Below are 24226 nucleotides of genomic sequence, written 5' to 3'. Positions count from 1 at the left end.
GCCAAAATCAGCCACGAAGAGACGATTTTGGGCTGAAAATTGGAAAATTGAGCCACAGGACGTCGATAAAGGACGGTTTGGGGCGTCATATCGGGAGCTGCGGACCACTTAATCGCAACTTCCTTAAATCAGTCAGCCTGGACATATATTCCTTATCAATTCTGAGCATTGCAGGTTCTGAACGTTTTTCTCTGAGGCGAGCTCAATGTATTGATTTTTTTGTCGGAATCAGAACTCTGAAAAATTGGCGGTAATATTAACACTAATCAACGACTTCAGCGATCCTAAAACCAGCAACCACAGGTTATTACCAGCATATCCATTGCTCAAGAATCATCAGACAATCCCAAATAATTTCAGACAGATATTATCTCCGTGAATCCCCCGCCTCCCTGACCGGTGTGCGGGAATTTTTGTTTTTTCACGCTGAGAACCCTGTATGAATAAAACTGATGGCCTTCAGGCCCTGGAAAAACCGCTGGCGTCGCTTCCCGATACGCTTCGCCAGCTTATTCTTGAACGTATTCAGAATCTGACCCACTACGAGCCGGTGATTGGCATCATGGGCAAGAGTGGTGCCGGTAAGTCGTCGCTCTGTAACGAACTCTTTCGGGGGGAAGTCTCCGCCGTCAGTGATGTGAACGCCTGCACCCGCGACGTACTGCGCTTCCGGCTGCGCAGTGGTCGTCACAGTCTGGTGATTGTTGATTTACCGGGCGTGGGAGAAAACGGGCAACGGGACCAGGAATACCGCGCCCTGTACCGGCGCATGCTGCCGGAACTGGACCTGGTTCTGTGGGTCATCAAAGCTGATGACCGGGCGTTGTCGGTGGACGAACAGTTTTGGTCCGGTGTGATGCAGCCTTACCAGCAGCAGGTGCTGTTCGTGCTTAACCAGTCCGACAAAATCGAACCCAGCCACGAATGGGATACCGTAACCAGCACGCCTTCAGCACAGCAACGGGCAAATCTTCAGGAAAAACAGGCCGCTATTACCGCGATGTTTAAACCGCATCACCCGGTATGTGTCGTCTCCGCCTGTAGCGGCTGGGGCGTTGAGGAGATGGTGGCAACCATGATGCGCTGTCTGCCGGACCGCGCCGCCAGCCCGGTGGCGACACAACTGCACGGGAGGCTCAGCACGGAGCCGGTAAAGTCGCAGGCCCGTGATGGCTTCAGTGAGGCAGTGGGCCGGGTGTTCGATACGGCAGAATCATCGTTGTTTCTGCCTGCGCCGCTGAAGACGGTGATACGTACCGTGCGTGATGCGGTGGTGTCCGTGGCCCGCGCGGTCTGGGACTGGATTTTCTTCTGAATGAGTAAAAGGTCATCAGGACTGTAGTGAATGACTCTGTTTATTCACCGCCTGGTAGATGATTATTTCCAGGCAGACACAAGCTGTCCTGACCAGCAAAAGATATCACCAGTCATAAGCGCGTCACCACTGCCGACGTTGCATCCACGCAGTCTTCTTGCGCCAGGCGTTTCGCTACGTATCACGGACATAACCTGTCAGTCTCATCCTTTACAGTAATACCTTCTTAATTAATCACTTACCAAACACGGAGATAATACATGTCTCAGACTGAGCGTCGTTATGACCGCCTTTCTGTCCGGCTTTCTCTGATTATCAGCCGTCTGCTCGCGGGTGAAACGCTGAATATGCGCAAACTGGCCGCTGAGTTTGGCGTCTCGGAGCGTACCCTACATCGTGATTTCCGCGAGCGTCTGATTTATCTCGACCTCGAATATCAGGATGGCTGCTGCCGTCTGCTGACCGGAGGCCGTCAGGAGATTCGGGAGGAGGCCGCAATGCAGTTTGCCCGTCAGTCAGGCACTGGCGCGTTGTTTCCTGATATGGACCACCATCTGGTCAATTCATTGCTGAGCAGCAAGGACTCCTCGCCATGTCTTATCTGGCATCCGGGGGCATCCGTAACGTCTTCCCGCCCAGGCATCTTCACACGACTGGTCAGGGCGGTATCAGAAAACAGGAAGGTAACCCTGCTGGCTGACGGATGCCGTTGCGACAACCTTGCCCCCTACCGACTGATTTTCAGCGCCGGTGAGTGGTTTCTGGTGGGGGAACACCTTGCCCGGATAACCGTTTTTGCACTGCACACAGTTCACTCCGTGACGTTTCACGCGGAAACCTTCACACCAGACGGACATTTCACCCGCATTCTGTCACACCCGGATTTTTTACAGGCGTTACCTCATTTTCATGTTTTTCATTCACTACTCGCTGACGGCAGTTACGGGCAGCTTACCCATAAGGAACAGGCATGAAATTACTCACCTCGGCGGCGCTGGCCGCCAGCCTCTGCATTACCTCTGTGACCCCGGCCATCGCAGAAAATATCGTGGGTTCAGTTAAGGCCTGGCAGTACATGCAGGCTGATGGCTGGAAATCCGCTGATGGATACGATGATAACCGCATGCATAACGAGTTATACCAGGCGGTCGTTCTTGATAATTATCCCTGGACGAATCACTTTCTGCTTCGTAGCAGAGGCGGTAGTTCGCTTTATCTGGCAGACAAGAAAGCTAAAACTGTCAAATACATCGATATAAAACCTCGCGACGAGTATCCGTTACATCTTCAGGTAGTTTATCGGGGAATTGATGACGGGAGTGGCTGTTATTTCGCCATTGTAGATGACCGAATGGCAAACTACTGGACGATTGTTGAAGATCGTCTTCTCTATCAGGACCCACCTGTTGAAGACGTCGATGCGAAAGCAGCTGAGCTTAGAAAACAACTCACGCCGGAAGTCGTGATGATGGTGAAGGATAATTGTATTGACAAACAGCAGCAGGCTGCACTGGCAGCTAAGCGTTCTGAAAAAGATCGAGAGTTGCAACAGTGGGTGGCGAAACAGAGCCTGGCGGAATTATGTCGTCGTACCGGCAACTGCTGACCCGCTGAAAACAACCATAACAGGGAGTTTTTAACATGAATATATTTACTACGCGTCTGACGACCTCTCTGGTGGTCATCGGCACTCTGCTGCTCTCCGGCTGCGACAGCAAGGAAGATGCAGGCGTGAAGACGATTGCCCGATTTAAGGACCTGACTCCGCCGCCCTTCAGCGACGTGGTGGCGCATAAATCCGATATCGAGCAGGAATGGGTAAAAAAGGATGCCTTCGGCACACCGCTATACACGGTAATGAAAACTCGCCAGTCGCCGGAAGGCTGTGAGTCCGGCAGTTATTACTACATTGCTGATATGCAGCAGAAAACGGTGCAGCCGCTGATAGCCGCCCTGTGTCTCGCGGACAATATTACTCTGAGCTTCCGGATCGAGACCGACAGCTACACGGGTGAGAAATCGGTGGTGTATTCGCACGATGGCAAGGAAATGGGGAAACTCTTGCTGCCGGATAACCAGGAGAACCATCCATGAAGAAGCTGAAAGGTGTTATCTCTGCTGCAGTCCTGAGTCTGTATTTGCTGACACCGGCCCATGCTGATGGCGGTTTTCAGGGTGCCATCAAAGGCGGCATTCCGGCCTACACCCGCGATGTAAAACACAACAAACCCTTCTGGTGTAACCAGTACAAACTGGTGAGAAAGATGTGTGAAGTGGTTTCGCAATCGGAAAATGGGCGCGTTGCCATTGTCAGAATGGTCCCCACCGACTGGAAATGCCCCAACGGTATCTGGGGTGTGGTTGACCGTTCTAATGGTGACGCCATGGAGTTGGTCCCGACGGCGAAAATGTCCCTGGAGCAGTACTGCAGCAAGGCATTCAGTGCAGGTTTTGTCAAATCACAGAACAGGAAATCACTGGCCGACGTCGTGATGTACTACAACGGCAAGCCAGTCGGTTCTTTCGAATACATTGAAGAGTGAACTCCCCGCCTCAGGGAGAAGCTTCCCGTATTCATTTAACACATTAAAAATAAAGGAAAAGAATGAACTGGCATTATGAGAAAAATGGCGTGCGTCACGACAATGTGACCGAAGCCGACATAACCGAACGTATTCAGCGCGGGGAGCTGAATGCCTCAACGCTGGTATGGCAACAGGGCATGACGGAATGGCAGCCGCTGTCAGCCACGCCGCTGGCAGATGTCCTGAAACAATGTGCGGTTCCCCCCGCGCTGCCCGGCAATCGTATCCCCGGAAGCGTGGTCTGGACGCTGGCCTTTGCGCCCCTGATTGGGTATGCCCTGGAGATGTGGACGGCCGGGCTGAGCGGAATGGAATTTGAAGAGGCGTATGCCGCCGTGACGGAGGGGCAATACTGGTTTATCACACTGATACTGAATATTGCGCTGGGGTATCTGGATGAACGACGGCTCCGTAAATCCGGCGTTGATATCGCCGCCTTTGGCTGGCTGGCCTGGCTGGTTCCGTTTTATCTGTGGCGTCGGGCAAAAGCCCTCGGACAGAAACCGGCTTACTTCTGGGTCTGGCTGGTCACGCTGACAGTGACAGTCCTGGGCGCAGGATAACCGGCATCAGCGCTGTCCGGCCCGGATGAGCAGGCAAGTTAAATCAAGGAACAATATCAATGAACAACATGCTGAAAAGTGTTATTTCCGCTGCGACCCTGAGTCTGTGTCTGCTGACACCCGCTCATGCAGAAGAGCAACGTTATATCAGTATCCGCAATACGGACACTGTGTGGGTGCCTGGTAATATCTGTGTTTACCGGTTCCGCCTTGACAACGGCGGCAGCGGGGAAGGCTTCGGGCCACTGACCCTTTCCCTGCGCCTGAAAGACGAACAGGGTAATACACTGGCTGTGGGGGAGATGGGCGTTGAGCCGTTTGGCGACAGCGATGCCTCCCGAACTCAGGATGCCTCACTGGAACATGAATGTGTGGAAAACGTCAGTTCCGTCGAAATCATGAAGGCGACGGAAGCCTCTGAGGGTTACCAGACTGACCTGCCGCTGTCCGTGTTTGACCCGCAGTATTATCGTCCACTACCGGTGTCGGTTGCCGGAGGTAAGGCATCCTGATGCCATCATTACCCGGCTGTTCCAGCCCCTGTCGCTTATGCAACAGGGGCTTTTTGTTATTAAGGAAACAATCTGTATGCCAGAACTTACTGTACTGCCTTATGGTCCGTTTACCCGCCAGCAGTCAGCGGCTGTGGCGTCACAATACACCAACGTTGCTACAGAGGATGACCAGAACACACATTTTCGCCTGGTGGTCCGGGATACCGACGGCAGGATGCACTGGAGGGCCAGGAACTTTGAGCCGGAGGCGGGTTACTGGCTGAACCGCTATCTCACCAGCGATGGCATTCGCAGAGCCACAACGTAATACATACTACCGTTACCTTCAGCATACCACCCGCAACGATGTTATAAACAGAGCTAGGCCACACCTCCTTCGGGAAGTGTGGCCTTTCGTATTTTTATCGAGAGAATAAGGAGTTATCCATGCGACTCGCCAGCCGCTTTGGCCGTATCAATCAGATCCGCCGCGACCGCCCCTTAACCCATGAAGAATTAATGCAGGTTGTTCCCAGCGTCTTCGGGGAAGGTAAGCACGTGTCCCGTTCAGACCATTACAGCTACATACCGACCATTACCCTGCTGGAGAACCTGCAGCGTGAAGGATTCCAGCCGTTCTTTGCCTGCCAGACCCGCGTCAGGGACCAGAGCCGCCGTGAGCATACGAAACATATGCTGCGCCTGCGTCGCTCCGGGCAGATAACCGGTCAGCAGGTGCCGGAAATTATCCTGCTCAATTCGCATGACGGTTCGTCCAGTTACCAGATGTTGCCGGGGTATTTCCGTGCCATCTGTACCAACGGTCTCGTCTGCGGGCAGTCATTTGGCGAGGTGCGAGTGCCACACCGGGGAAATGTCGTGGAGAAAGTGATTGAAGGCGCTTACGAAGTCCTCGGTGTGTTCGACCGGGTGGAAGAGAAGCGTGATGCGATGCAGTCGCTTTTACTCCCGCCACCGGCACAACAGGCTTTTGCCAGAGCCGCGCTGACGTACCGCTTCGGGGAAGAGCACCAGCCGGTGACGGAAGCGCAGATACTGACACCCCGCCGCTATGAAGACCGTCAGGATGACCTGTGGTCAGTTTTTAATCGGTGCCAGGAGAACCTGCTCAAAGGGGGGCTGCCAGGACGTACTGCCAAAGGCAAACGCAGCCATACCCGCGCGGTGAAAGGCATCGACGGCGACGTTAAGCTCAACCGGGCACTCTGGGTGATGGCGGAAAAACTGCAGCAGGCGCTGAGCTGATGCCACCACTGCCTGATAACGCCCACCCGGCCGCCATTAATCCTGCCCCCTGGAGAACAACCCCGGCAGCCGCCCCATCTCCGATGACGACCTGTGCGCCTGTGCTCACACCTTCTTTATCGTCCCGGTGAACTCAGTTTCTGCCGGTTAAGTCTCGCTGACGGCCACTGGCCCTCACACTGTGATGAAGACGGCTATGCGCAGTCCTGTCCGTCACTCCGATTGAACCGGTATCCCCAACACAATGAATGAAAGAGGAAAAACAACATGACCGATAACACTCTGCCACTGTTCACACCCGCAGCAGATGCTCCTGCTGCGGCTCAGCATCAGATTATCGCTATACCGGTAACCGATGAGAACCGCATCAGCTTCTGGCCGCAGCACTTTGGCAGCATTCCGCAGTGGATAATCCTTGAGCCGACCATCTTCGCGTGGATGGACCGCTTCTGCACGGACTACAGCGGCGGCATCTGGAATTTTTACACGCTGAGCAACGGCGGCGCGTTTATGGCCCCGGAAGTGGAGAACGATGAACTCTGGTCGCTGTTTAACACGATGAACGGCAACGGCGGTGACATGAGTGCCGAAGCTGCAGGGATTGCGGTCTGTCTGATGGCTTTCAGCCACCATGCCTGCCGTACCGAATGCGACGCCATGACGGAGCACTACTACCGCCTGCGGGACTACGCGCTCAACCACGCGGAATGCAACGCCATCATGCACATCATCGACTGAGGTCAGCCGCTATGGAGCAACAGTTACCGTTGTTTGCCCGTGAATTAGCCCCTGCCGACCAGCAGACAGTCAGGAAAGCCTTATCTCTGCTGGAGTGCCAGCTACGTGAAACCGGCGCATCATTTACTTCCAGCCATGCCGTCCGCGACTGGCTGCGCCTGCAGCTCGCGTCACTGGAGCGGGAAGAGTTTACCGCGCTCTTTCTCGATAACCAGCATCGCCTGATAGCCCACGAAACGCTATTTACCGGCACCATCAACCATACGCAGGTCCATCCCCGCGAAGTGGTGAAGGCCGGTCTGAAGCATAACTGCGCCGCTGTCATTGTCGCCCATAGCCATCCCTCCGGGGAGGCTGAACCCAGCAAGGCAGACCGTCAGGTCACTACGCGTATTCAGCAGGCGCTGGACCTGGTTGATATCCGCTTGCTGGACCACCTGGTGGTCGGCGGCATGGAGATCACCTCGTTTGCAGATCGTGGCTGGCTGTAGCACAACAGGAGAATAACCGAATGAAAATTATCAGTAAACGTCAGGCTATGGCGATATACCGCCAGCATCCGCAGTCCCGGTTGTTTCCCTTCTGCACGGGTAAATACAAATGGTCTGGCAGCATCTGCCACTACGCTGGGCAGGAGGTTCAGGATATCAGCGGTGTGCTCGCGGTCTTCGCTGAACGCCGTCAGAACCGCAACGGCCCCTATGTCGTATTACGCAGCGTCACGCTGAATTAACACACGTTTAAGGAAGGCTAAAATTGTCGAATAAAATACCGACAGTAAACCACGATATCACTGAACCCTGGTGGGGGCTTAAACGCAGTATCACGCCCTGTTTTGGCGCACGGCTGGTGCAGGCGGGCAACTGTCTGCATTATCTCGCTGACCGGGCCAGCATCACCGGACAGTTCAGCGACGGGGATTTACGGCATCTCGACCAGGCATTTCCACTGCTGCTCAAACAGCTTGAACTGATGCTCACCAGCGGTGAACTCACTCCCCGCCATCAGCACTGTGTCACGCTCTATGCAAAAGGGCTGACCTGCGAGGCCGACTCCCTCGGCTCGCATGGTTACGTATACCTGGCGATTTATCCGACACCAGCGGCAACCGCGTAAAGCTTCTTACTACTTACCCTCGTTTTACCCATCAACAAAGAGATCCCACTATGCAAACCCAACCACTATCCTCAACGCAGGAGGCTACATCACGCCCGTCACCGGTGGAGATCTGGCAACGGCTTCTGAGCCACCTGTTGGATCGTCACTACGGTCTGACACTCAACGACACTCCGTTCGGCAACGATGGCGTGATTCAGGAGCATATCGATGCCGGTATCTCACTGTGCGACGCGGTGAATTTTATCGTGGAGAAATACGATCTGGTACGAACCGACCGTCGCGGTTTTAACGCAGAAACACAGTCGCCTCTTCTCAGCAGTATCGATATTCTCCGCGCCCGCAAAGCCACCGGACTGATGACCCGAAACGATTACAGAACGGTGACCGACATCACCACCGGTAAATACCGGGAGGTGCAGCCATGAAGCTGTCCCTGACGGTAGAAGCCGATACCCTCAACGTACTGGCCCTGAATGCGGGCCGGATCGCCGTGGATATTGATGGCATTGAACTGGCTGCGCTGATCGATGTGGTCTGTGATAACGGTTATTCCCTTCGCGTTGCTGACTCCCCCGGAAAGCTGGTAGTGGAAGATCCACTGCCGCCCGTCGCCCACATAAACTGCATCCAGTGCAGCACCGCGCATATCACGGCGGAAGACAATGCTCTGCTGTATGTCCTGTCGCACCAACATGAAGACTTTGGCGAATCGGAATGGATTAGCTATACCGGCTCTGGCTATCTGCTCCGTCTGAGTGCGTGGTCATTTCCGGTGTTAAGGTTGAAACGCCTCGGTCTGTCGAAAGCCTGCCGCCGGTTAGTGGTGACGCTGATGCGTCGCTACGCCGCTGGAATTATTCACCTGGATGCCTGTGGCGAAGTGCTGCCTGGCTTTGTCACCTTCGACTGGTAACCTAACCTCACCATTAAGGAAAGCTCATGCCGGAATTAACCACCGAAGCGGCACTCAACGTTCTGATTGACTGGCTGCAGAACAACATCGATTGTGGGAACGTGATTATCTTCGACAACGACAATGACGACACTGATTCAGCCGTACTGCTGCCCTGGATTGTGATGGCGATTAGAGACGTTTGCGCTCTCCGATATCTTCAGCTTATGCATCAGGCCAGTACAGTTTAACCTCCAAACCGTACTCCTCACTTACCCATAAGCGCCAGTCCTCACCGACTGGCGTTTTGCTTTATATAAAGGGAATAAATGATATCAGACCTTACTCTCACCGAACCCGAAGTATTAATCAGCCACACCGATGTGATTTGCTCCACCAGCATTGAGCGTATTGTCACGGGACGTAATGTCGCTCTGGCGCAGATTGAAGCGCTGATACAGCAACTTGACGATGTCTCGACGCTGACCCGCAGTATTGGCGGCAAAACCGCGCTGGACTGGGCAATGAAGCAGGATTTTCGTTGCGGCTGCTGGTTGATGGAGAAAAGAGAAGCGGCGATGAAAGCCATTACCCGCAATCTCGATCACGGTATATGGCGGGATTTAATGAAGCGCTCAGGAATGCTGTCGATTATGGACGCTCAGGCTCGTGACCAGTGATACAACAGCCTGGAAAAGGACGACATACCAGCCGTCAGTGAAGAGAATATTCTGAGAACGTTCAAGCAATTACATCTGAATAAAGGCGAGGTGTTTGAACGCGGCGTCATTAACGTCTTCAAGGAGCTAAGCTGGGATTTCAAGACAAACTCGCCCTGCAAATTTGGTGCGAAAATCATCGTCACGGGACTGGTCAAATTCGACAGGTGGGGATTTGGGCTTAACTGGGGCTGGCAGCGTGACCGCTTAGCAGACCTTAAACGTATGCTAATGCTTCTGGATGGCAAGCCTGTCCCCGACCACCGCGCTGACGTTACCCGTCGGCTGGGAGACCATATCCATGAGAATAGGCACAGTAATCGTTATGAGGATGAGATGTTTGCGATCAAATACTTTCAGAAGGGGACGGCGCATATCACTTTCAGGCGACCTGAGCTGGTTGATAAGCTTAACGACATCATTGCCCGGCACTATCCGGGAGCGCTGGCGGCAAAGTAAAGTTGACTGTTATTGATAAAAATCACTTACACCAGCACTTACATGAAAAAAACTTGTTGGTGTAAGAAAAACAGAATCACATCGTAACAATATGAATTTAATGATGCCGATAAGAGGAGTCGAACCTCCGACCTTCGCATTACGAATGCGCTGCTCTACCAACTGAGCTATATCGGCCCTGAGAGGCCGGTTACGAGTGTAACCACGGGGCAAAAGGTTAGATCTATCCGGGTGATGCGTCAATGCCCTTTTGAATCAAACGGCTATTTTTGCATCACCCGTGATTGTTTACGCACGAATCGTATCGTCGCCGAAGCCGATCCACTTGTACGTGGTCAGCGCTTCCAGCCCCATCGGACCGCGGGCGTGCAGTTTCTGCGTGCTGACCGCCACCTCAGCGCCGAGGCCGAACTGGCCGCCGTCGGTGAAGCGGGTGGAGGCATTCACATACACCGCAGAGGAATCCACTTCGTTCACGAAGCGATCGGCATTGCGCAGCGTACGCGTCAGGATGGCGTCAGAATGCTGCGTGCCATGCTCACGGATGTGCGCAATCGCGTCGTCAAGATCGCTCACGATTTTCACGTTCAGATCCAGTGACAGGAACTCGTCGTCGTACTGCTCCGCGTTGACGGGAACGACGTTAGCCGGGCCATCCTGCAGCAGCGCGAGCGCACTGGCGTCAGCATGCAGCGTCACGCCGCTCTCGGCCATCTGCTTGCTCAGGGCTGGCAGGAAGGTGTTTGCGATGCCCTGATGCACCAGCAGCGTTTCCACGGTGTTACAGGTGCTTGGACGCTGGGTCTTCGCGTTCACGATAATCTTCAGCGCCGGTGCAATCTCAGCGCTTTCGTCTACCACGATATGACACACGCCGATACCGCCGGTGATCACCGGAATCGTCGACTGCTCGCGGCACAGCTTGTGCAGCCCCGCGCCGCCGCGTGGGATCAGCATGTCGATGTATTTGTCCATGCGCAGCATTTCGTTGACCAGCGCGCGGTCCGGGCTCTCAATTGCCTGCACGGCACCCACCGGTAAGCCACACTCTTCCAGCGCCTGCTGAATGACTTTCACCGTCGCGGCGTTGGTGCGCCAGGTCTCTTTCCCACCGCGCAGAATGGCGGCGTTGCCGGTTTTCAGGCACAGGGAGGCGACATCTACCGTCACGTTTGGACGGGCTTCATAAATAACGCCGATAACGCCGAGCGGCACGCGACGGCGCTCCAGGCGCAAACCGCTGTCCAGCAGCCCACCGTCAATCACCTGCCCTACCGGATCGGCCAGATTGCAGACCTGACGAACATCGTCGGCGATGCCTTTCAGGCGGGCCGGGGTCAATGCCAGGCGGTCGAGCATCGCTTCGCTCAGACCGTTGCGACGCGCTTCCAGTAAATCCTGCTCGTTGGCGAGCAAAATCTCCTGGGACTGAGATTCCAGATAATCAGCGATTTTTTCCAGCACGCGGTTTTTCTCGCGGCTGGAAAGGAGCGCCAGTTTGTAAGAGGCGGCCTTCGCGGCGGCGCCCATTTGTTCCAGCATGTTCTGGCTCCTTAACGAATAATCATGTCATCGCGATGCACGGCAACCGGGCCATATTCATAGCCCAGAATGGCGTCGATCTGCTGCGAATGGTGACCCGCGATGCGGCGCAGGGCATCGCTGTTATAGCGGCTTACGCCGTGGGCGATGTCGCGGCCTTCGAGGTTACGGATGCGGATCACTTCACCACGGGAGAAGTTGCCTGTCACGCTTTTAATTCCTTTAGGAAGTAATGAACTTCCTCGTTCCAGAATCGCGGCGGTCGCCCCTTCATCAACGACGAGTTCACCCGCAGGCGGCGCGCCAAATATCCAGCGCTTACGGTTTTCCAGCGGAGATTCCTGGGCGTGGAAGCGGGTGCCAACGGAGATGCCTTCCATCACGTCGCCAATCACGCCAGGGCGGCTGCCCGCGGCAATGATGGTGTCGATACCGGCGCGGCACGCCACGTCGGCGGCCTGCAGCTTGGTCCCCATGCCGCCCGTTCCGAGGCCGGACACGCTGTCACCGGCGATGGCGCGCAGCGCATCGTCGATACCGTGAACGTCGGTAATCAGCTCGGCTTCCGGGTTAGCGCGCGGATCGGCGGTGAACAACCCCTGCTGATCGGTCAGAAGCAGTAATTTATCGGCGCCAGCCAGAATGGCGGCCAGCGCAGAGAGGTTATCGTTATCACCCACTTTGATTTCAGCGGTAGCAACGGCATCGTTCTCATTAATGACCGGAACGATATTGTTGTCCAGCAGCGCGCGCAGGGTATCGCGGGCGTTCAGGAAGCGCTCTCTGTCTTCCATATCCGCACGCGTCAGCAGCATCTGTCCGACGTGGATGCCATAGATAGAGAACAGCTGTTCCCAGAGTTGAATGAGTCGGCTTTGTCCCACGGCGGCCAGCAGCTGTTTAGAGGCGATCGTCGCGGGGAGTTCGGGGTAACCCAGGTGTTCACGCCCGGCGGCAATCGCCCCGGAGGTCACAATTACAATACGATGCCCTGCGGCATGTAACTGAGCGCACTGACGTACAAGCTCAACAATGTGGGCGCGATTTAGGCGGCGCGATCCGCCTGTTAACACACTGGTACCGAGTTTTACCACCAGCGTCTGGCTGTCACTCATGATTCTCTGCCGTTCAACGATAAGGGAAAGTAATGTCGAACGAACGTTTTAGCAGGAGTCAGCCCCGTTGCCAACTGCCTTAGCACATCGCGAAACACTTTGTTGCGCGGGATCAGGAAGCGTAGCGGGAGAATTTGACACTTTTATTACCGAAATAATAAATCACAGTTTTTTAAAATTATTCTTAGTTTGTCATAAAAGTTTCATTCCAGAACGATAAAACCCTTCCTGTTTTTTCACGGGACTTAAGCATGAGCTTATCGTCCAGCGAATTTTTTAGCGCGTTTATAAGACAGGATCGAAAATGAAAAAGAGCACTCTGGCATTAATGGTTATGGGCGTAGTGGCTTCTGCATCCGTTCACGCAGCTGAAGTTTATAATAAAGATGGTAATAAGCTGGACGTGTACGGCAAAGTGAAAGCCATGCACTACATCAGCGATGATGCCACCAAAGATGGCGATCAGACTTACGTTCGTTTCGGTTTTAAAGGCGAAACCCAGATTAACGATCAGCTGACGGGCTATGGTCGTTGGGAATCTGAATTTGCGGGTAACAAAGCCGAGAGCGACTCCTCTCAGAAAACCCGTCTGGCGTTCGCGGGCCTGAAGCTGAAAAACTTTGGTTCTCTGGATTACGGTCGTAACCTGGGTGCGCTGTATGACGTCGAAGCATGGACCGACATGTTCCCTGAGTTCGGCGGCGACTCTTCCGCGCAGACCGATAACTTCATGACCAAGCGTGCGACCGGTCTTGCCACCTACCGCAACACCGACTTCTTCGGCGCGGTTGACGGCCTGGACATGACCCTGCAGTACCAGGGCAAAAACGAAAACCGTGACGCCAAGAAGCAGAACGGTGACGGTTTTGGTACCTCTCTGAGCTATGACTTCGGCGGCAGCGATTTTGCCGTCAGCGGTGCTTACACTAACTCTGACCGCACCAACGCGCAGAACCTGCTGGCGCGTGGTCAGGGGCAGAAAGCCGAAGCCTGGGCTACCGGTCTGAAATATGACGCGAACGATATTTATCTGGCAGCGATGTATTCAGAAACCCGTAATATGACGCCAATTTCTGGCGGATTTGCCAATAAGGCACAGAACTTTGAAGTCGTCGCACAATATCAGTTCGACTTCGGTCTGCGTCCGTCCCTGGGTTATGTCCAGTCTAAAGGCAAAGATATCGAAGGTATTGGTGACGAAGATCTGGTGAAATATATTGACGTTGGCGCGACCTATTACTTCAACAAAAATATGTCCGCGTTTGTTGATTATAAAATTAACCAGATTGACGACGATAATAAACTGGGCGTGAGCAGCGATGATATCGTTGCCCTGGGTATGACCTACCAGTTCTAAGATTACCCGAATAAGAAAATCCCGGCAGATAAGCCGGGATTTTTTTTGCCCGGTAGCGCTGCGCCTACCGGGCCTACGGGATAGTGCATTTTGTAGGCCGGGTAAGGCGAAGCCGCCACCCGGCGCTGTGACGCTATCAGGCGGTCAGCTTCACCGCTTCGCTGGAAAAATCATCCGCTGGCTCGAACTTAAGGTCCAGGGTGGCCAGCAGTGCGCTCGCTTTGTCGTGAAACTCTTTCAGGGTATATTCCAGGCGATCGATCACTTCCTGATCTTTAATGGTGGTGGCCTGCCAGTTACCGTCTTTATTAAACAGGCCAAACTGGTAGCTATACGTAAAGCGTTTTTCCTCTGCTTCCATTTCCATCCACCAGCCCCAGAATTCACGTTTTTCGGGTGCAGGCTTCACGTTGACGCATACAGCCAGGCAGTCGAAAAAAAAGCGATTCTCTTCACACTGCTCTTCTCGAATATACGGGCCAAGAGCCATGAACTTCTTAATCAATCTACTTTTCGGGTGTCCACTCGGTAACGTCATTGCGATCTCCTTTTGTGAAGCCACTGTTTTACCAAACCAGCGAAATTTAGCAATCTATTAACACAATCTCTGAGCGATCCAGCGCGTAATCTCCTTCAGAGCTTTATCGAAATTCTGATAGACCGGGCTGAACGGCACCTCAAGCAATTTGCCATCCGCAGATGACGACGTGATTAAGCGCGACTCTTCTTCCGGACTGAACGGATCGTTTTTCCAGAAACCCGACAGCATCGGCGTCGGGCAGCGACGTCCCAGCAACCCTTGCGTTTTTAACGAGTAGCGATTGAGCTCAACGCGCAGCGCTTCGTCTGATGCATCATGCATGCCAAGACGGCTGGCCAGCACATCAAGGTACATTTCGGGCACGCTCCCCTGGCGTGCGGGATCGCTGAGCAGAGCATGAACGACCGGTCCAAGGCAGGCGACAGCTTTCAGGCGGGAGGATTCAAGGTAAGCCAGACGCACCGCGACGTTTGCGCCAAAGCGGAAGCCAAATGCCGCCACGCGGGTGTGGTCAACCCACGGAATGTTTTCCAGCGCTTTTAGCGCATGCTGGTGCAGCAGGCTGGAATCCTGAGTCAGTTTCCATTTGGATGAGAAGCCAATTGAGGGCATATCCAGCGTCAGCATCGCGATCCCTTTTGGTGCGAAGTAGCGCTCATACAGGCTGTAATAGTCAATTTGCAGAGAGTCCAGCCCGCCGCACATCAGCACGGTCGGGAACGGGCCTTCACCTTCGGGCATATGCAGGAACCCGGTAACGGGCGCCCCGCCCGGAACAGCGAACTCAAGCTCGCGCATCTGGCCCGGCAGGCGTTGAGCCGCCTCTTCGTAGGCGCGATTCGCCAGCGCCTGCGCCTGTTCGGCCAGCTCATCGCCTTTTAAATGCGGGTAGGCGGCAATGGCATAGAGGTTGGCCGCATGCAGCCAGTGTTTGCCGCTGCGCGTGGCATCCTCTTCCTGGCTGGCTTTTTGCTGCCAGAGCATCGCCTGTTTAGACCACTCGTAGATCCAGTTTCCGCCACGGTAGCCCACCACCGTATCATAGAGTTCGCTGTCGGTACGCTCGGCTTCACTCATCACGATACGTGCCTGCACATCAAGGATTTCACGGGGGTCGATACCGCGCCAGATCCACATCAGGCGGTTAATCATGCGATACCAGTGAGGCACGTTTTTACCGTCTAACGCAGACTGGACGGCAGGCTGAGTACCCGGATTGAAGCGACGCACCAGCGTCGACGTTTCAGGGTGTTTGAAACGGGGTTTGAAGAGAGTCTCGGTGAGATTCGCCTGCGTCATTGCATTGCCTCCATGAATACGTCGTATAGAGACTATTGTAACGCGCGTCAGACTAAAAAAAACAACGCCCGGCATCACCGGGCGTTAAATTAATTGCGGAACGTGATTAACGACCCGAGATTGGCGGTACGAAGACCACGCCCATATCCCATGGCTGTTCAATCCAGGTATCCTGCGGAATATCAATCACGTAATCGTCAACCAGCGGGCGGCCAGCAGGCTTCGCGAAGATAGTGACGAAATGTGCTTTCGGATACATTTCACGGATAGCCACCGCGGTACCGCCGGTATCCACCAGGTCATCAATAACGATGAAGCCTTCACCGTCGCCTTCCGCGCGTTTCAGCACTTTCAGCTCGCGCTGGTTGTCATGGTCATAGCTGGAGATGCAAACGGTATCGACATGACGAATACCCAGCTCACGTGCCAGCAGCGCCCCCGGTACCAGACCGCCACGGCTGACGGCAATAATGCCTTTCCACTGTTCGGAAGGCATCAGACGCGCAGCCAGTTTGCGTGCGTGAATCTGCAACATGTCCCAGGTGACGACGTATTTTTCGCTCATGTGAAGTGTCCCAGCCTGTTTTTATACGGCTTAAAAAGTGTTCGAGGGGGAAATAGGTTGCGCGAGATTATAGAGATCTGACGCACTAAAAACCAGTGTTTAGCGCCCTCTGCCTGAGTTTTTACATGCTTTATGCTACCAGCCAGCAGAGAAAGTGGTATTCTCAGTTTCATCTCGCAAGCCTGACTTGTGGTAACTATTAACCTGCTAACCCTGTGACCTGCAACCCTGTTTGCAGCGCCTCGACAAGGAGACTTATCGTGTCTGAACTGTCTCAACTATCTCCGCAGCCGCTGTGGGATATTTTTGCCAAAATCTGCTCCATTCCACACCCTTCCTACCATGAAGAACAGCTTGCCGAACATATTATGGGGTGGGCGAAGGAAAAAGGTCTGCATGCGGAACGTGACCAGGTTGGCAACATTCTGATCCGCAAACCCGCCACCGCAGGCATGGAAAACCGTAAACCGGTTGTGCTGCAGGCGCACCTGGACATGGTGCCACAGAAGAACAACGACACCGTTCACGACTTCACCAAAGACCCGATCCAGCCGTACATCGACGGCGACTGGGTGAAAGCGCGCGGCACCACCCTGGGTGCGGATAACGGCATCGGTATGGCCTCTGCGCTGGCCGTGCTGGCCGACGACAGCGTTGAGCACGGTCCACTGGAAGTGCTGCTGACCATGACCGAAGAAGCGGGCATGGACGGGGCGTTCGGTCTGCAGGCGAACTGGCTGCAGGCGGATATCCTGATCAACACCGACTCCGAAGAAGAAGGCGAGATCTACATGGGCTGCGCGGGCGGGATTGATTTCATCTCTACCCTGCCGCTGTCACGCGAAGCGATTCCTGCCGGTTTCCAGACCTTCAAGCTGACGCTGAAAGGGCTGAAAGGCGGCCACTCCGGCGGTGATATTCATCTGGGTCTGGGTAACGCCAACAAGCTGCTGGCACGCTTCCTGGCAGGCCATGCGGCCGAGCTGGATCTGCGTCTGGTAGACTTCAACGGCGGTACCCTGCGCAACGCGATCCCGCGCGAAGCCTTCGCCACCGTGGCAGTGCCAGCGGCAAAAGCCGACGAGCTGAAAAAACTCTCCACCGTGTACCTGGATATCCTGAAAAACGAACTGTCGGCGAAAGAGAAAAACCTGACCGTGGTGCTGGAATCCGTCTCCACGGATAAAGCCGCGCTGACCGCGAAGTCTCGTGACACCTTCGTTCAGCTGCTGAACGCGACGCCAAACGGCGTGATCCGCAACTCTGACGTGGCGAAAGGCGTGGTGGAGACCTCACTGAACGTGGGCGTGGTAACCATGAGCGACGACAGCGCGGAGATCATCTGCCTGATCCGTTCCCTTATCGACAGCGGTAAAGAGTATGTGGTGAGCATGCTGGAATCTCTGGGCACGCTGGCGGGCGCAAAAACCTCCGCCAAAGGCAGCTACCCGGGCTGGCAGCCGGATGCGAGCTCTCCGGTGATGGCACTGGTGCGTGAAACCTACCAGCGTCTGTTCAACAGCACGCCGAACATTCAGGTGATCCACGCGGGTCTGGAATGCGGTCTGTTCAAGAAACCGTATCCGGATATGGATATGGTGTCCATCGGGCCAACCATTACCGGCCCGCACTCGCCGGATGAGCAGGTTCATATCGAAAGCGTCGGTCATTACTGGACGCTGCTGACTGAACTGCTTAAGGCGATCCCAGTTAAGTAATACCCTCATCCCAGCCCTCTCCCACAGCGAGAGGGTGAAAAACCCAGGCCCGGTAAGCGTAGCGCACCGGGCTTTTTTACAATCCTAATACCAGCTGTCGCTCTAACTGCGGATCCAGCAGCGTGACGTGCAATCCCACCAGCCTCACCCCTCGCCCTCCTCGTCGCTCTTCCCATGCCTTTTTTGCCGTCGCGATAAGATCGTCTTTATTCAGACGCGGCCAGACATGTTCCTGCGTGGTCTGCTGAAAATCGTTGAATTTGAGCTTGATGCCCTGACGGGCAATCAGCAGGTCCGGTTTTACCTTGCTTAAGCGTCGTTCCAGCTCAGGATAAAGCTGTTCCGTGATAATGGTTTCGCATTCGGACCAGTCATGAATATCTTCAATGAGGGTTCGCTCGACGCCGACGGATTTCCGCAGCCGTTCGCTGTTCACATCGCGATCGTCAATCCCCTGGCTGCGCTCCCACAGCACGCGGCCAAACTTCCCGAAGCGCTTGAGCAGCATGGCGAGGTCGCTTCGCTGCACGTCTTCGCAGGTGCGTAACCCCATGCTTTCCAGCTTTGCGGCGGAGACTTTCCCGACGCCGGGGATTTTGCCAAGCGGCAGCGTTTTTAAAAATGCAGGCACCTCTTCCGGCGTAATGACGTACTGGCCGTTGGGCTTATTTAAATCCGAAGCGATTTTGGCAAGGAATTTAACGGGCGCAACCCCCGCAGATGCCGTCAGATTCAGCTCGTTGAATATCGTCTGGCGGATCTCCTGCGCCATCAGCGTGGCGGAGCCGTGGCAATGCACGCTGTCGGTTACATCGAGATAGGCTTCGTCCAGCGACAGCGGTTCTATCAAAGAGGTATAGCGGGAGAAGATTTCCCGAATATGAAGGGAAGCCTCTTTATAGGCGTCGAACCGCCCGGGCAGAAGCGTGAGATGAGGGCAAAGCTTTAAGGCCATCGCCGTCGGCATGGCGCTACGCACGCCAAATTTGCGCGCAGGGTAGTTGGCGGTGCTGATAACGCCACGCTGAACGCGGCTGCCGCCAATGGCGATGGGAATATCCCGCAGCGCCGGGTTGTCTCGCATCTCCACTGCGGCAAAAAAGCAGTCCATATCAACATGGATTATTTTGCGCATAGTAAGCCCTCACTCATCACTGGATAAGTATACAGTAAACAAATGAGGATTGAGAAGCAGATGTAAGAATGCCGGGTGGCGGCGTTGCCTTACCCGGCCTACAAAAACTTAAATAATGCGCTGCTGCTCGCGCGCCATGCGTTTTTTGCGGGCGTCGCACGGTTCCGGGCAGTCGCAGACCTTCTCCATGCCAATGGAGGAAATACCGCCGCAGCTGCCCTGAATGCTTTTCCGCTTAACGATCCAGCCTAAAGACATGCCAAAGATGACAAGTACAAAAACCACAAAGGTTGCCAGAAACGTCAGCATCATCAGCCTCCAAAGTCATCGAGCATGATGTTCTCATCTTCGACGCCGAGATCTTTCAGCATCTTAATCACGGCGGCGTTCATCATCGGCGGACCACACATATAGAACTCGCAGTCCTCGGGAGCCGGGTGCTGTTTAAGGTAGTTTTCATACAGCACGTTGTGGATGAACCCCGTATAGCCCGTCCAGTTATCTTCCGGCTGCGGATCGGAGAGCGCCACGTGGAAGGTAAAGTTCGGGTTTTCACGCGCCAGCTGTTCAAACTCATCATCGTAGAACATCTCACGCAGCGAACGCGCCCCGTACCAGAAGCTGATTTTACGCTTGCTGCCGAGCCGCTTGAGCTGGTCAAAGATGTGCGAGCGCATCGGGGCCATGCCGGCACCGCCGCCGATAAAGACCATTTCCGCGTCGGTATCTTTCGCGAAGAACTCCCCGAACGGGCCGGAGATGGTCACCTTATCGCCCGGCTTCAGGGACCAGATGTATGATGACATCACGCCCGGCGGCGCATCCGGCACATTCGGTGGCGGCGTGGCGATACGCACGTTGAGCATAATAATACCCTTCTCTTCCGGGTAGTTGGCCATCGAGTAGGCGCGCAGCGCCGGCTCTTTCACCTCAGATACAAAGCGGAAGAGATTGAATTTGTCCCAGTCGGCGCGGTACGCCTGCGGAACGTCAAAGTCCGCATACGCCACGGTATGCTCAGGACACTCAATCTGAATGTATCCTCCGGCGCGGAACGGGACATCTTCCCCTTCCGGCACCCGCAGCTTCAGCTCTTTGATAAAGGTAGCTTTGTTATCATTAGAGATAACTTCACATTCCCATTTTTTGACGCCGAAAATCTCTTCCGGCAGTTCAATCTTCATGTTCTGACGCACTGCGACCTGACAGGCCAGACGGCAGCCCTCTTTTGCCTCACGCTTTGTGATATGCGACAGCTCGGTGGGCAGAATATCGCCGCCACCCTCTTTTACCGTCACGCGGCACTGTCCGCAGGAGCCGCCGCCGCCGCAGGCCGAGGAGACAAAAATACCGTTACCGGAGAGCGTGTTGAGCAGCTTATCTCCCGCCGGCGTGCGGATCTGATTCTGCGGATCGTCGTTAATATCAATCACCACGTCGCCGGAATTCACCAGCTTCGCGCGCGCCGCCAGAATGAGCCCTGACAGCACCAGTACAATCAGCGTGAACATCACCACGCCAAGAATAATTTCCATCTGTTAGCCCTTATAGCTGCACACCGGAGAAGGACATGAAGCCCAGCGCCATCAGCCCGGTGGTGATAAAGGTGATCCCTAAGCCACGCAGGCCTGCAGGCACGTTGGCATATTTCATTTTTTCGCGGATCCCTGCCATGGTGACAATCGCCAGCATCCACCCGATGCCGGAGCCGAAACCGTACACCACGGATTCACTGAAGTTGTAATCACGCTGAACCATAAACGAGACGCCGCCGAAGATGGCGCAATTCACCGCGATCAGCGGCAGGAAGATCCCCAGCGCGTTGTACAGCGACGGGAAGTACTTATCGAGGATCATCTCCAGGATTTGCACCAGCGCGGCAATCACGCCAATAAAGGTGATGAAGTTCAGGAAGCTGAGGTCAACCCCTTCCACCAGCGCGCCGTCCCGCAGCACAAAGTTGTAGACCAGATTGTTAATCGGTACAGATAAGCCAAGCACCACGGTGACCGCGATACCCAGCCCAAATGCCGTCGACACTTTTTTGGACACCGCAAGGAACGTACACATGCCGAGGAAAAACGCGAGCGCCATGTTTTCAACAAACACCGCGCGCACAAACAAACTCAGGTAATGAGCCATCGTCGGTTACTCCTTTTCCTGCTGTTCTGGTCTCAAGGTACGAATCAGCCATATCAACAAACCGATAATGAAAAATGCGCTGGGAGCCAGCAGGAACAGGCCGTTTGGCAGATACCATCCACCGTTTTGCACCGTGTCCAGCACCGTGATGCCAAACAGCTTACCGCTGCCAATGAGCTCACGCAGGAAGCCAACGGTCAGCAGGATCACACCGTAGCCGAGGCCGTTACCGATACCGTCCATAAAACTCGCCAGCGGCGGCATTTTCATGGCGTAGGCTTCCGCACGCCCCATCACAATACAGTTGGTGATGATCAGCCCGACAAATACCGAGAGCTGTTTGGAGGTTTCATAGGCGAAGGCGCGCAGCAGCTGATCGACCACGATCACCAGCGAGGCGATGATCGCCATCTGCACGATGATCCTCACGCTGTTGGGAATGTGGTGGCGGATCATCGAGATAAACATGCTCGAAAATGCCGTGACCAGCGTGACCGCCAGCGTCATCACCACCGCCGTTTCCAGCTTGGTCGTCACCGCCAGGGCTGAACAGACGCCCAGCACCTGCAGCGTAATCGGGTTATTGGCCAGCAGTGGGCCAATGAGCACCTTTTTGACTTCTTTCAGTTCACCGGTATCAGCCATTGTTCAGCGCTCCTTCACGTACGTTTTTCAGGAAAGGACCAAAACCCAGCTCGCCCATCCAGAAATCAAAACTGTGCTGCACGCCTTTGGAGGTGAGCGTGGCGCCGGACAGCCCGTCGACGGCGTAGTCGTCACCGGGACGTGCCGCCCCTTTCATCACCTTCAGCGCAGGCAGACCGTTATCGTCGAGCACTTTCTTACCGATAAACTGTGCCCGCCAGTTCGGGTTTTCTACTTCGCCACCCAGCCCCGGCGTTTCGCCCTGGTCGTAATACGTAATGCCTTTTACGGTACGGCCATCCGTATCAAGCGCCACAAAGGCATACATCATTGACCACAGGCCGTTGCCGTAGACAGGAAGCACCACTTCCTGAATGCGTTTTTGGGGGTCACGCACCAGATAAATTTCGGCGAGATTGCTGCGGCGCTTAATCCCGGCGGGATCTTGCGATGCCTCGAGCGTCAGGCTCATCTGCGGATCTTTCAGCGCCAGCGCCTGGTTATACTTCGCCGGATCTTTATCCAGCAGCTGGCCGGTTTTCAAATCCACCAGACGCGGTGAAATACGCTCCGCAAATACCGCCGAGACGTCGTCTGCACTCATCCCTTCCTGCATCAACCCGGCCACGGCCAGTATGTTGCGCTGTTTATCCAGCGCACGTTGCGCCTGCTGCAGGGGTTTTAACCCCACGGCAGAGCCGGCCACGACAATCGAACAGACCAGACAGAGCACCAGCACCACCAGCAGCGTTTTGCTGATACTGTCGTTATTTTTAACTTCAGCCACGCGCCTTCCTCCGCTTAATGTTGGCCCGCACCACCAGGTAATCGAAGAGTGGCGCAAACAGGTTGGCAAAAAGAATGGCCAGCATCATTCCTTCCGGGTACGCCGGGTTGACCACGCGGATCAGGACACACATCGCGCCAATGAGCACGCCATAGCTCCATTTACCTTTGTCCGTAAACGAGGCTGATACGGGGTCGGTTGCCATGAACATCATGCCAAACGCGAAGCCACCCAGTACCAGATGCCAGTACCAGGGCATGGAGAACATTGGGTTGGTGGTCGAACCGATAACGTTGAACATCGTTGCGGTCAGCACCATGCCGATCATCACGCCCGCCACAATTCGCCAGGAGGCCACGCGCCCAAACAGGATGATCGCTCCACCAATCAAAATCATCAGCGTTGAAACTTCACCAATGGAACCCGGAATATTGCCAATAAAGGCATCAAACCAGGTTACAGGCTGACCCGTCGCGTTGTTCACCAGCGTTTCGCCGCCGTGTGCCGCCCACTGTGAAAGCGGCGTCGCGCCGGAAAAACCGTCAGCCGCCGTCCAGACCAGGTCGCCGGAGATTTGCGCCGGATAGGCAAAGAAGAGGAACGCACGCCCCGCCAGCGCCGGGTTAAGGAAGTTCCGCCCGGTGCCGCCGAAGATCTCTTTAGCAATGACCACGCCAAAGCTGATGCCCAGCGCTGCCTGCCAGAGCGGTAGCGTCGGGGGAACAATCAGGGCAAACAGAATAGAGGTCACGAAGAAGCCTTCGTTGATCTCATGTTTACGGATGATGGCAAACAGCACTTCCCAGAAGCCGCCCACGATAAAGACCGTGATGTAAATCGGCAGGAAGAACACCGCCCCCAGCGTCATCATGCTCACCCAGCCCGCGTCTGGCGCAAAGCTCACCCCTAACGACTGGGCCAGACGGTAGTGCCAGTCAGACTGAAGCACCTGCGCCATCTGCTGCGCATCGTACATGTGGTGCAGCGCCGGAATGGTCTGCAGACCGACGTTGTACATCCCCCAGAACATCGCCGGGAAGACCGCAAACCACACCAGGATCATCATCCGCTTAAGGTCGATGGCGTCACGGATGTGCGCCGCTCCTTTCGTCACCAGCCCCGGCGTGTAGAAAATGGTCGCCGTGGCTTCATACAGCGGGTAGTACTTTTTGAGCTTCCCTTCGGTAAAGTGCGGCTCAATTTTTTCAAAGAGGTGTTTTAAGCCCATCG

30 protein-coding genes, 1 tRNA gene and 1 pseudogene are annotated in these 24226 nt (G+C 54.9%); 19 read left to right on the top strand and 13 right to left on the bottom strand.

Annotation, left to right across the window (positions count from 1 at the left end):
- Positions 1–439 precede the first annotated feature (439 nt).
- The 17 genes and pseudogenes from ACOTXT_RS15990 (at position 440) to ACOTXT_RS15910 (ending at position 10150) form a co-directional block, all read left to right on the top strand.
- On the top strand, positions 440–1315 hold the full coding sequence (locus tag ACOTXT_RS15990) for a GTPase family protein (RefSeq protein ID WP_016246237.1): 876 nt from the start codon (positions 440–442) through the stop codon (positions 1313–1315).
- A 260-nt stretch (positions 1316–1575) separates the two neighbouring features.
- Positions 1576–2289: a helix-turn-helix transcriptional regulator gene (locus tag ACOTXT_RS15985; protein ID WP_044060652.1), complete on the top strand. Its 714-nt coding sequence runs from the start codon at positions 1576–1578 to the stop codon at positions 2287–2289.
- On the top strand, positions 2286–2921 hold the full coding sequence (locus ACOTXT_RS15980; RefSeq protein WP_000772020.1) for a hypothetical protein: 636 nt from the start codon (positions 2286–2288) through the stop codon (positions 2919–2921). The genes ACOTXT_RS15985 and ACOTXT_RS15980 overlap by 4 nt, the downstream gene beginning before the upstream one ends.
- A 35-nt stretch (positions 2922–2956) precedes the next feature.
- Positions 2957–3409, top strand: a complete 453-nt coding sequence (locus tag ACOTXT_RS15975; RefSeq protein ID WP_001020418.1) for a YfjS/YafY family lipoprotein — start codon at positions 2957–2959, stop codon at positions 3407–3409.
- On the top strand, positions 3406–3858 hold the full coding sequence (locus tag ACOTXT_RS15970; protein ID WP_016245672.1) for a hypothetical protein: 453 nt from the start codon (positions 3406–3408) through the stop codon (positions 3856–3858). The genes ACOTXT_RS15975 and ACOTXT_RS15970 overlap by 4 nt, the downstream gene beginning before the upstream one ends.
- Before the next feature lie 62 nt (positions 3859–3920).
- On the top strand, positions 3921–4463 hold the full coding sequence (locus tag ACOTXT_RS15965) for a DUF4339 domain-containing protein (protein ID WP_421625349.1): 543 nt from the start codon (positions 3921–3923) through the stop codon (positions 4461–4463).
- 59 nt (positions 4464–4522) lie between these two features.
- Positions 4523–4975: an IrmA family protein gene (locus tag ACOTXT_RS15960; protein WP_020837115.1), complete on the top strand. Its 453-nt coding sequence runs from the start codon at positions 4523–4525 to the stop codon at positions 4973–4975.
- Positions 4976–5051: 76 nt separating this feature from the next.
- Positions 5052–5285, top strand: a complete 234-nt coding sequence (locus ACOTXT_RS15955; RefSeq protein WP_001114682.1) for a DUF905 domain-containing protein — start codon at positions 5052–5054, stop codon at positions 5283–5285.
- A gap of 119 nt (positions 5286–5404) precedes the next feature.
- On the top strand, positions 5405–6223 hold the full coding sequence (locus ACOTXT_RS15950) for a DUF932 domain-containing protein (protein WP_001234406.1): 819 nt from the start codon (positions 5405–5407) through the stop codon (positions 6221–6223).
- A 267-nt stretch (positions 6224–6490) separates the two neighbouring features.
- Positions 6491–6961, top strand: a complete 471-nt coding sequence (locus ACOTXT_RS15945; RefSeq protein WP_000131762.1) for an antirestriction protein — start codon at positions 6491–6493, stop codon at positions 6959–6961.
- An 11-nt stretch (positions 6962–6972) separates the two neighbouring features.
- On the top strand, positions 6973–7452 hold the full coding sequence (gene radC, locus ACOTXT_RS15940; protein ID WP_000437750.1) for a RadC family protein: 480 nt from the start codon (positions 6973–6975) through the stop codon (positions 7450–7452).
- 20 nt (positions 7453–7472) lie between these two features.
- Positions 7473–7694 carry a DUF987 domain-containing protein gene (locus tag ACOTXT_RS15935; protein ID WP_000691981.1) on the top strand — a complete coding sequence of 74 codons (222 nt, stop codon included), beginning with the start codon at positions 7473–7475 and terminating at the stop codon, positions 7692–7694.
- 23 nt (positions 7695–7717) lie between these two features.
- Positions 7718–8077: a type IV toxin-antitoxin system YeeU family antitoxin gene (locus ACOTXT_RS15930; RefSeq protein ID WP_016246243.1), complete on the top strand. Its 360-nt coding sequence runs from the start codon at positions 7718–7720 to the stop codon at positions 8075–8077.
- Positions 8078–8127: 50 nt separating this feature from the next.
- The gene (locus tag ACOTXT_RS15925; RefSeq protein ID WP_016246244.1) at positions 8128–8505 is read left to right on the top strand and encodes a TA system toxin CbtA family protein; all 378 of its coding nucleotides are present in this window, start codon (positions 8128–8130) and stop codon (positions 8503–8505) included.
- Positions 8502–8993, top strand: coding sequence for a DUF5983 family protein (locus ACOTXT_RS15920; protein ID WP_333165742.1), 492 nt, complete (start codon positions 8502–8504; stop codon positions 8991–8993). Before ACOTXT_RS15925 ends, ACOTXT_RS15920 begins: the two co-directional genes overlap by 4 nt.
- 26 nt (positions 8994–9019) lie before the next feature.
- Positions 9020–9223: a DUF957 domain-containing protein gene (locus ACOTXT_RS15915; protein WP_023568001.1), complete on the top strand. Its 204-nt coding sequence runs from the start codon at positions 9020–9022 to the stop codon at positions 9221–9223.
- An 81-nt stretch (positions 9224–9304) separates the two neighbouring features.
- A pseudogene (locus ACOTXT_RS15910) lies at positions 9305–10150 on the top strand (DUF4942 domain-containing protein).
- A gap of 104 nt (positions 10151–10254) precedes the next feature.
- Here the strand turns inward: ACOTXT_RS15910 and ACOTXT_RS15905 are convergent.
- The 3 genes from ACOTXT_RS15905 to proB all read right to left on the bottom strand — a co-directional run bounded on the left by ACOTXT_RS15905 (position 10255) and on the right by proB (position 12807).
- Positions 10255–10327, bottom strand: a tRNA-Thr gene (locus ACOTXT_RS15905).
- A 111-nt stretch (positions 10328–10438) separates the two neighbouring features.
- Positions 10439–11692 carry a glutamate-5-semialdehyde dehydrogenase gene (gene proA / locus ACOTXT_RS15900; protein ID WP_333165746.1) on the bottom strand — a complete coding sequence of 418 codons (1254 nt, stop codon included), beginning with the start codon at positions 11690–11692 and terminating at the stop codon, positions 10439–10441.
- A gap of 11 nt (positions 11693–11703) precedes the next feature.
- Positions 11704–12807, bottom strand: coding sequence for a glutamate 5-kinase (proB, locus tag ACOTXT_RS15895; protein ID WP_021242883.1), 1104 nt, complete (start codon positions 12805–12807; stop codon positions 11704–11706).
- 304 nt (positions 12808–13111) lie between these two features.
- On the opposite strand from proB, the gene phoE reads away from it, so the two are divergent.
- Positions 13112–14164: a phosphoporin PhoE gene (gene phoE, locus ACOTXT_RS15890; protein WP_008501878.1), complete on the top strand. Its 1053-nt coding sequence runs from the start codon at positions 13112–13114 to the stop codon at positions 14162–14164.
- Positions 14165–14300: 136 nt separating this feature from the next.
- On the opposite strand, the gene crl is transcribed toward phoE, so the two are convergent.
- From crl to gpt, 3 genes are all read right to left on the bottom strand, one after another.
- Positions 14301–14702, bottom strand: a complete 402-nt coding sequence (crl, locus tag ACOTXT_RS15885; RefSeq protein ID WP_008500249.1) for a sigma factor-binding protein Crl — start codon at positions 14700–14702, stop codon at positions 14301–14303.
- Between the two features lie 57 nt (positions 14703–14759).
- Entirely contained in the window at positions 14760–16004 is a 1245-nt protein-coding gene (gene frsA, locus ACOTXT_RS15880; protein ID WP_008500250.1) for an esterase FrsA, read from the bottom strand.
- A gap of 106 nt (positions 16005–16110) precedes the next feature.
- A complete protein-coding gene (gene gpt / locus ACOTXT_RS15875; RefSeq protein WP_003863205.1) occupies positions 16111–16569 on the bottom strand; it encodes a xanthine phosphoribosyltransferase in 459 nt (152 codons plus the stop codon).
- A 260-nt stretch (positions 16570–16829) separates the two neighbouring features.
- On the opposite strand from gpt, the gene pepD reads away from it, so the two are divergent.
- Positions 16830–18287, top strand: coding sequence for a cytosol nonspecific dipeptidase (gene pepD, locus ACOTXT_RS15870; RefSeq protein WP_032646976.1), 1458 nt, complete (start codon positions 16830–16832; stop codon positions 18285–18287).
- 76 nt (positions 18288–18363) lie between these two features.
- Here pepD and dinB read toward each other — a convergent pair whose 3' ends face one another.
- The 7 genes from dinB to ACOTXT_RS15835 all read right to left on the bottom strand — a co-directional run bounded on the left by dinB (position 18364) and on the right by ACOTXT_RS15835 (position 24224).
- On the bottom strand, positions 18364–19422 hold the full coding sequence (dinB, locus tag ACOTXT_RS15865) for a DNA polymerase IV (protein ID WP_008500252.1): 1059 nt from the start codon (positions 19420–19422) through the stop codon (positions 18364–18366).
- A gap of 108 nt (positions 19423–19530) precedes the next feature.
- A complete protein-coding gene (nqrM, locus tag ACOTXT_RS15860; RefSeq protein WP_023615899.1) occupies positions 19531–19734 on the bottom strand; it encodes a (Na+)-NQR maturation NqrM in 204 nt (67 codons plus the stop codon).
- Positions 19734–20957: an NADH:ubiquinone reductase (Na(+)-transporting) subunit F gene (nqrF, locus tag ACOTXT_RS15855; RefSeq protein WP_063930203.1), complete on the bottom strand. Its 1224-nt coding sequence runs from the start codon at positions 20955–20957 to the stop codon at positions 19734–19736. The genes nqrM and nqrF overlap by 1 nt, the downstream gene beginning before the upstream one ends.
- Before the next feature lie 10 nt (positions 20958–20967).
- Positions 20968–21564, bottom strand: a complete 597-nt coding sequence (gene nqrE / locus ACOTXT_RS15850) for an NADH:ubiquinone reductase (Na(+)-transporting) subunit E (protein WP_008500255.1) — start codon at positions 21562–21564, stop codon at positions 20968–20970.
- A 6-nt stretch (positions 21565–21570) separates the two neighbouring features.
- The gene (locus ACOTXT_RS15845; protein WP_008500256.1) at positions 21571–22209 is read right to left on the bottom strand and encodes an NADH:ubiquinone reductase (Na(+)-transporting) subunit D; all 639 of its coding nucleotides are present in this window, start codon (positions 22207–22209) and stop codon (positions 21571–21573) included.
- Positions 22202–22996, bottom strand: coding sequence for a Na(+)-translocating NADH-quinone reductase subunit C (locus ACOTXT_RS15840; RefSeq protein ID WP_023293210.1), 795 nt, complete (start codon positions 22994–22996; stop codon positions 22202–22204). The genes ACOTXT_RS15845 and ACOTXT_RS15840 overlap by 8 nt, the downstream gene beginning before the upstream one ends.
- Entirely contained in the window at positions 22989–24224 is a 1236-nt protein-coding gene (locus tag ACOTXT_RS15835; protein ID WP_055321979.1) for an NADH:ubiquinone reductase (Na(+)-transporting) subunit B, read from the bottom strand. Before ACOTXT_RS15835 ends, ACOTXT_RS15840 begins: the two co-directional genes overlap by 8 nt.
- Positions 24225–24226: the final 2 nt, after the last annotated feature.

The organism is Enterobacter cloacae complex sp. IR5422, assembly GCF_049238165.1.
Classification (GTDB): Bacteria; Pseudomonadota; Gammaproteobacteria; order Enterobacterales; family Enterobacteriaceae; genus Enterobacter; species Enterobacter roggenkampii.
The sequence above is the reverse complement of the archived record's forward strand: the minus strand, read 5'-3'. Positions and strand labels throughout refer to the sequence as shown.

Bases quoted from the DNA above. Each gene is read 5' to 3' on its own strand.
- ACOTXT_RS15990 (WP_016246237.1), top strand. From the start codon at position 440: ATGAATAAAACTGATGGCCTTCAGGCCCTGGAAAAACCGCTGGCGTCG.
- ACOTXT_RS15985 (WP_044060652.1), top strand. From the start codon at position 1,576: ATGTCTCAGACTGAGCGTCGTTATGACCGCCTTTCTGTCCGGCTTTCT.
- ACOTXT_RS15980 (WP_000772020.1), top strand. From the start codon at position 2,286: ATGAAATTACTCACCTCGGCGGCGCTGGCCGCCAGCCTCTGCATTACC.
- ACOTXT_RS15975 (WP_001020418.1), top strand. From the start codon at position 2,957: ATGAATATATTTACTACGCGTCTGACGACCTCTCTGGTGGTCATCGGC.
- ACOTXT_RS15970 (WP_016245672.1), top strand. From the start codon at position 3,406: ATGAAGAAGCTGAAAGGTGTTATCTCTGCTGCAGTCCTGAGTCTGTAT.
- ACOTXT_RS15965 (WP_421625349.1), top strand. From the start codon at position 3,921: ATGAACTGGCATTATGAGAAAAATGGCGTGCGTCACGACAATGTGACC.
- ACOTXT_RS15960 (WP_020837115.1), top strand. From the start codon at position 4,523: ATGAACAACATGCTGAAAAGTGTTATTTCCGCTGCGACCCTGAGTCTG.
- ACOTXT_RS15955 (WP_001114682.1), top strand. From the start codon at position 5,052: ATGCCAGAACTTACTGTACTGCCTTATGGTCCGTTTACCCGCCAGCAG.
- ACOTXT_RS15950 (WP_001234406.1), top strand. From the start codon at position 5,405: ATGCGACTCGCCAGCCGCTTTGGCCGTATCAATCAGATCCGCCGCGAC.
- ACOTXT_RS15945 (WP_000131762.1), top strand. From the start codon at position 6,491: ATGACCGATAACACTCTGCCACTGTTCACACCCGCAGCAGATGCTCCT.
- radC (WP_000437750.1), top strand. From the start codon at position 6,973: ATGGAGCAACAGTTACCGTTGTTTGCCCGTGAATTAGCCCCTGCCGAC.
- ACOTXT_RS15935 (WP_000691981.1), top strand. From the start codon at position 7,473: ATGAAAATTATCAGTAAACGTCAGGCTATGGCGATATACCGCCAGCAT.
- ACOTXT_RS15925 (WP_016246244.1), top strand. From the start codon at position 8,128: ATGCAAACCCAACCACTATCCTCAACGCAGGAGGCTACATCACGCCCG.
- ACOTXT_RS15920 (WP_333165742.1), top strand. From the start codon at position 8,502: ATGAAGCTGTCCCTGACGGTAGAAGCCGATACCCTCAACGTACTGGCC.
- ACOTXT_RS15915 (WP_023568001.1), top strand. From the start codon at position 9,020: ATGCCGGAATTAACCACCGAAGCGGCACTCAACGTTCTGATTGACTGG.
- proA (WP_333165746.1), bottom strand. From the start codon at position 11,692: ATGCTGGAACAAATGGGCGCCGCCGCGAAGGCCGCCTCTTACAAACTG.
- proB (WP_021242883.1), bottom strand. From the start codon at position 12,807: ATGAGTGACAGCCAGACGCTGGTGGTAAAACTCGGTACCAGTGTGTTA.
- phoE (WP_008501878.1), top strand. From the start codon at position 13,112: ATGAAAAAGAGCACTCTGGCATTAATGGTTATGGGCGTAGTGGCTTCT.
- crl (WP_008500249.1), bottom strand. From the start codon at position 14,702: ATGACGTTACCGAGTGGACACCCGAAAAGTAGATTGATTAAGAAGTTC.
- frsA (WP_008500250.1), bottom strand. From the start codon at position 16,004: ATGACGCAGGCGAATCTCACCGAGACTCTCTTCAAACCCCGTTTCAAA.
- gpt (WP_003863205.1), bottom strand. From the start codon at position 16,569: ATGAGCGAAAAATACGTCGTCACCTGGGACATGTTGCAGATTCACGCA.
- dinB (WP_008500252.1), bottom strand. From the start codon at position 19,422: ATGCGCAAAATAATCCATGTTGATATGGACTGCTTTTTTGCCGCAGTG.
- nqrM (WP_023615899.1), bottom strand. From the start codon at position 19,734: ATGATGCTGACGTTTCTGGCAACCTTTGTGGTTTTTGTACTTGTCATC.
- nqrF (WP_063930203.1), bottom strand. From the start codon at position 20,957: ATGGAAATTATTCTTGGCGTGGTGATGTTCACGCTGATTGTACTGGTG.
- nqrE (WP_008500255.1), bottom strand. From the start codon at position 21,564: ATGGCTCATTACCTGAGTTTGTTTGTGCGCGCGGTGTTTGTTGAAAAC.
- ACOTXT_RS15845 (WP_008500256.1), bottom strand. From the start codon at position 22,209: ATGGCTGATACCGGTGAACTGAAAGAAGTCAAAAAGGTGCTCATTGGC.
- ACOTXT_RS15835 (WP_055321979.1), bottom strand. From the start codon at position 24,224: ATGGGCTTAAAACACCTCTTTGAAAAAATTGAGCCGCACTTTACCGAA.